At 58.3% G+C, this 3,436-nt stretch carries 4 protein-coding genes; all 4 read right to left on the bottom strand.

The genetic code is table 11. The features are described from left to right. The coding region (locus KQI17_RS13215; protein ID WP_216496665.1) for a zinc-ribbon domain-containing protein at positions 1–773 on the bottom strand (773 nt) is incomplete at its 3' end. A 306-nt stretch (positions 774–1,079) separates the two neighbouring features. Beyond that, a complete protein-coding gene (locus KQI17_RS13210; protein WP_216496664.1) occupies positions 1,080–1,700 on the bottom strand; it encodes a recombinase family protein in 621 nt (206 codons plus the stop codon). Positions 1,701–1,832: 132 nt separating this feature from the next. Beyond that, positions 1,833–2,738, bottom strand: coding sequence for a hypothetical protein (locus KQI17_RS13205; RefSeq protein ID WP_216496663.1), 906 nt, complete (start codon positions 2,736–2,738; stop codon positions 1,833–1,835). Then, on the bottom strand, positions 2,726–2,965 hold the full coding sequence (locus KQI17_RS13200; RefSeq protein WP_216496662.1) for a hypothetical protein: 240 nt from the start codon (positions 2,963–2,965) through the stop codon (positions 2,726–2,728). The genes KQI17_RS13205 and KQI17_RS13200 overlap by 13 nt, the downstream gene beginning before the upstream one ends. Between the last annotated feature and the right edge of the window lie 471 nt (positions 2,966–3,436).

Below are 3,436 nucleotides of genomic sequence, written 5' to 3'. Positions count from 1 at the left end.
CCGGGCAGAACCTTGTGGTTGGAGCAATACGGACAATCGCTTCCACTCCGCACGCGGTGAGCTATAACAGCCGGATAGGAATGTCCCTTTTCGCAGCGCCACCACACGCGGCGGTTGGAACCGGCAGTCACTGCCTCCGGTATCAGAGCGCCGTTTTTCGCAGCGTCCCATTGCGCGGCAAGCTGCGGGTATTGGGTAGCGAGGTCGTTTTCGCCCTGTATGACCTTTTGCCCTGCGCAGAATGGGCAGCCTGTTCCACCACCCGCGCGGGATGAGATGGCGGCACGGTAGCTGTGCCCCTTGGGACAGCGCCACCAAGCCTTTCTCACCGTTCCCGGGGCGACCAGCGTCGGCAATAGAGGAGCGTTCTTCTCGGTATCCCATTCGGCAACAAGTGCGGGATACCTTGCCGCGAGGGAGTTTTCGTCCGGCAGAACAACACGCCCCGCGCAGACGGGGCAGCCCGTACCCTGTACGCGGCTCTTGACCTCGGAGCAGTAGGAATGCCCTGCAGGACACCGCCACCAGACCTTTTTGTGGCTGCCGATGGTCAGGTCGGCGAACTTCAGCGGAGCGTTTTTCTCTGCGTCCCACTCAGCTTCAAGCGAGGGGACTTGCACCGCCAGCGAGTTCTCAGGCGTTTCCTTGCGTCCGGCGCAGTACGGGCAGCCGCTGCCCTCCGAGCGAGAGTAGACCTTCGCCTGCCAGATATGGCCGTTGGCGCATCTCCACCACACTTTCTGGTGGCTGCCATAGGTAACATCTTGTGGCACCAGCGGCGAATTGCGCTCATCGTCCCACTGCGTCAGCAGGTCGGCATGGCCGTTCTCAGTGCAAAAATCGTACAGAGACTGACGGATCGCCGCTCACCTCCTGCGAAATAGTCGACCGCCCGCGATACAGGCGGACGGGGACAGCTATGGCATTTTGTGTATCGGGTATAGCGGCTAAAAAGGTACAGTTTGTCGACCACAGCGATATACACAAAATTATATACCTTTATAATAACATGCCCTATATAAGATGGCAATAGGGTGCCGACTAAAAAAGCGTACTTTTTTACCCAAAGCTTTCAACAACTATCCTTGCCGCGTTTTATTAACAGTTTCTTTACGCTCGTCGTCCTGCACCCAGAGCAAAAAGCTCCGATGGCTGATTCCAAGCAGTCTCCCTGCCGCCCTCGCAGACAGCTCGCCGCGCTCCCAGCGTGCCTTGACTTCACTGAAGCCTTCCGGCAGTGCCTTGCGAGGCCGTCCGAATTTCACACCCTGCGCTTTCGCTGCAGCAATACCCTCTGCTTGCCGCTGACGAATGAACTCGCGCTCGGTCTGTGCGACATAGGAAAGCAACTGCAATACAATGTCTGCGATCAGCGTACCGGTAAGGTCGCGGCTCTTCCGTGTGTCGAGCAACGGCATATCCAGAACGACAATCGCCGCTTTCTTCTCCTTGGTGATGACGCGCCATTGCTCTAATATCTCCTCATAATTTCGCCCGAGACGGTCGATGCTCTTGATGACAAGGGTATCGCCGTCTTTCAATTTTCGCAGCAGCCGCCTGTAGCCGCGCCGGTCAAAGTCCTTGCCGGACTGCTTATCCAGAATGACCTGACCGTCGTTCAGCCCGAACTCCCGCAGGGCGATGAGCTGGCGCTCCTCGTTTTGTTCTCTTGTGGAAACTCTTGCGTAACCGTATTCCATGTGCTGACCTCCCAATTTATTCGATGGGTTAAATTGTAAGTCAGTTGCTGACCATTCGCCTACCCCTTGTGTTATACGCCTTTTCTACAGGGCTTCGCCGACAGGGCCACAGCAATAGATGCCGTTCCGCTTCTAATGGGTCGCGATAGCGTCAAGGCACACGCCGTATGTGGACGGCTTGCCGCCCGTTACCGCGGGATTGTTGATCTGATGAAGGCCGTTCTCAAGCGTACTCACACAGCCCGTAATGCCGATCTTGCTGTCGTCCACTTTCTGGATCGCTTCGACGCCGTTTAGGTTGATGTAGATCTCACCCGTGGCAAAGTCACCGGAAGCAAACCGGGGGGCGCTGGGCTGTGTATTGCTCAAGCGCATTGGTGCGCCGATGATGGCGGCGTATTCCCCGTTTTCCCCCAGCTTGCCGATCTCATTTCCATAATAGTCCTTGACCGTCGCAACAAACCGGACCTCTGTCGGCTCATCCGGCTGCCTCATGACCGTTACGCCGTAGCTGTGCATATTGTTTTTGTGGTCACGGCCCCCTTCGGGCGCAAACGCAAGGTACTGCGCACCGTCGCCGCTGACCGACCAGTCAATGCTCACCGTCACGCCGCTGTCCGGCACAGTCCAACTGCTCCTGTAGAGCCAATAGGTGTAACCGTTCCGCAGCGGCTGCATTTCGGCGGAATAGGCAAACTCGCTGCTGTACTGCGGGTTGACGGCGCCTCCGTTCTTCACGGCCTCCATGATCATCGCGTTCGTATAGAGCGTACCCACGTTCGGCACGATCGCAGCGAACGCGTCGCTTGCCTCCTGCAGCTCCTGCGCCGTCTGGCCGCACTCCGCCTGGGAGACAAAGATTTCCCCTGCGAGTTTGTTCCGCGCGGCGGTGTAAGCATCCTCCAGCGCGGCGGTCTGGGAGAATTCGACAAATTTCAAGCCCTTCGTTACGCTGTCCGCCCTCGTGCCGTTTGCCGCCACAAAGATCTTTGCTCTGTCCGCAAGGGCCTCGGCTTCGTCCTCCGTCAGCATATCCAACTGGGCCTTGGCCGCCGCCCTTGACGATCACGCTGCCGCGGACCGTCACGTTTTTGAGCGTGACGGTCCCCCCCGCCCACGCTGCCCCTTGCCCATGCAGGGATGGACGCGGCGTCCGCAAAGGCGTCCGCGCGTTCCTCGTTCGCGGCAAGCCCTGCCGCACGGGCGAGCATCGCCGCCAGCATCGCCAACGGCAGCAGCCTTTGAAGCAGTGTGTGTTTCTTCATGTTCGCTCTCCTTATATATTATAATGTATCCTGTCGGGACCGCTGCGAATGGGTATGGTTCCTCCGGATGGAGGAACCAAGGGGATATCCCCTTGGAGCATAGATGAGGCTATTATAACGGCCTTTTCCCGAAATGCAAACCATTCCAAAGTATGATATTGCCTTCACACCCGGCGTAATCGCGCGCCGATGTCTACCCGATGTCTACCCGCCGAAACGCTTGGGGCGCAAGGGCTTACTGGTTTTTTACCCCTCTGCGCCGTCCACCCGGAGGGCTACCCCTTTCGAATGTCAAAAAGCCGCGAAACGCCTGCTGCGCGGGCGCTTTGCGGCTTTTTCCTGCCCCGGATGCTGGGGATATGGTATCGCCATGCCGGAGGAGCTTCGGCCTGCTTTCGGCGTTGTGAACAATTGCGGAGTTCGTCCTCACCTTTGGAAGCGGCGCGGGAGACGGCGGAAAGGGCCGCCGGC

This window comes from Oscillibacter sp. MSJ-31 (genome assembly GCF_018918025.1).
Taxonomy (GTDB): domain Bacteria; phylum Bacillota; class Clostridia; order Oscillospirales; family Oscillospiraceae; genus Hominicoprocola.
This window is presented reverse-complemented; position numbering and strand designations above follow the sequence as displayed.

Excerpts from the sequence above, each read along its gene's own strand:
- KQI17_RS13210 (WP_216496664.1), bottom strand. The coding sequence starts at position 1,700 with ATGGAATACGGTTACGCAAGAGTTTCCACAAGAGAACAAAACGAGGAG.
- KQI17_RS13200 (WP_216496662.1), bottom strand. The coding sequence starts at position 2,965 with ATGAAGAAACACACACTGCTTCAAAGGCTGCTGCCGTTGGCGATGCTG.